The following is a 1,075-nucleotide window of genomic DNA, read 5'->3' on the forward strand; positions in this document are numbered from 1 at the left end:
TCTATCAATCATTGCGTTACTGCTAAAAAATAGTTTTGCTTTTGTTTCCTCACTCATAAGTCGTAAACCTCCATAAACAATAGATGTAAAGTGGTAATGCCATATATAAAAGCTGGATATTTTCTAGCCCTGCTGCTAAAATGATAAGTACAGCTGATATATAGAAAATTAGCAATGTAAACATTTTTAATACGTCCCAGGTAAGAACTCGGGACCAGATAATATAAGCACTGTAAGTGCTATAATTAACAGGGTTATATATAGTACCCAAGATTTATTCATTTATTTACCCTCCAAGCTCACTATTCCGTGAGCTTTTTTTCATGCTTATCTTTTATGTTCATTCATAAATGTTTCCAAATCTTTTCTTGCAAAGAGAATCATTCCATCAATACTTTGATAAGGGATTTTGAATTTTTCACGCCAAGTTTTAAATGTTTGCATGCTTATACCTAAGTAATTGCTTGCTTCTCTTTTATTGAAATATTCTTGTTGAACAGCTTTTTTCACTGCTTCTTCAGAGATCATAATTTGCATGGTATTTCTCCTATTTTTAATGGTTATAAAAGTTAACTTCTATTGCTTCTTTAAGCGTTGGATAAAAATTTAAAACATTTTCATTAAGAAGGCATTCGGAAGAGCAATATATACAACCAATATCGTCTTCATAAACAGGTTCATTTAATTTCATTTTTTTACTGCAATGTAAACAGTAATAATGTTTTTCTTTAGGCATTAATTAGCCTTCTTTCGAAGCATTTATAGCATCTTCTAAATCTAAAAAGATTTCACTATTAAGCTCTAATAAACAATCTTTTGAACAATATAGTCGATGCTTGCTATCCATAAAAATACCTTCATCTTCATCTAGTTCCCCATCACACCATGTACAACGATATTTTTCTTTAGTCATGTTTCCCTCTCCTAATCCTTACTTTGATAAATTACAAGTGCTGTTACCAGGTATCTATCATCATCAACGCCATCCCAAACAATAGACGTCATATTAGTCTGATATTTAATATCAATTACTTTTTTATCTTTTATAAAATCGTTGATTGCTTCATCTAATTTT

Annotated in this window: 4 protein-coding genes; all 4 read right to left on the reverse strand. The window is 30.3% G+C overall.

The window, feature by feature from the left end; genetic code table 11:
- Positions 1-327: 327 nt before the first annotated feature.
- From ACNDLV_RS07985 to ACNDLV_RS08000, 4 genes are read right to left on the reverse strand one after another with little or no spacing between them, the layout of a single operon-like run.
- On the reverse strand, positions 328-537 hold the full coding sequence (locus ACNDLV_RS07985) for a helix-turn-helix domain-containing protein (RefSeq protein ID WP_006587412.1): 210 nt from the start codon (positions 535-537) through the stop codon (positions 328-330).
- 16 nt (positions 538-553) lie between these two features.
- Complete coding sequence (locus ACNDLV_RS07990; RefSeq protein WP_167802892.1) at positions 554-736, reverse strand: hypothetical protein; 183 nt, start codon at positions 734-736, stop codon at positions 554-556.
- 3 nt (positions 737-739) lie between these two features.
- Complete coding sequence (locus ACNDLV_RS07995) at positions 740-913, reverse strand: hypothetical protein (RefSeq protein ID WP_167802893.1); 174 nt, start codon at positions 911-913, stop codon at positions 740-742.
- Positions 914-924: 11 nt separating this feature from the next.
- On the reverse strand, positions 925-1,059 hold the full coding sequence (locus ACNDLV_RS08000; RefSeq protein WP_498883085.1) for a hypothetical protein: 135 nt from the start codon (positions 1,057-1,059) through the stop codon (positions 925-927).
- Between the last annotated feature and the right edge of the window lie 16 nt (positions 1,060-1,075).

Source organism: Lactobacillus fornicalis, assembly GCF_055362665.1.

Excerpts from the sequence above, each read along its gene's own strand:
- ACNDLV_RS07985 (WP_006587412.1), bottom strand. The coding sequence starts at position 537 with ATGCAAATTATGATCTCTGAAGAAGCAGTGAAAAAAGCTGTTCAACAA.
- ACNDLV_RS07990 (WP_167802892.1), bottom strand. The coding sequence starts at position 736 with ATGCCTAAAGAAAAACATTATTACTGTTTACATTGCAGTAAAAAAATG.
- ACNDLV_RS07995 (WP_167802893.1), bottom strand. The coding sequence starts at position 913 with ATGACTAAAGAAAAATATCGTTGTACATGGTGTGATGGGGAACTAGAT.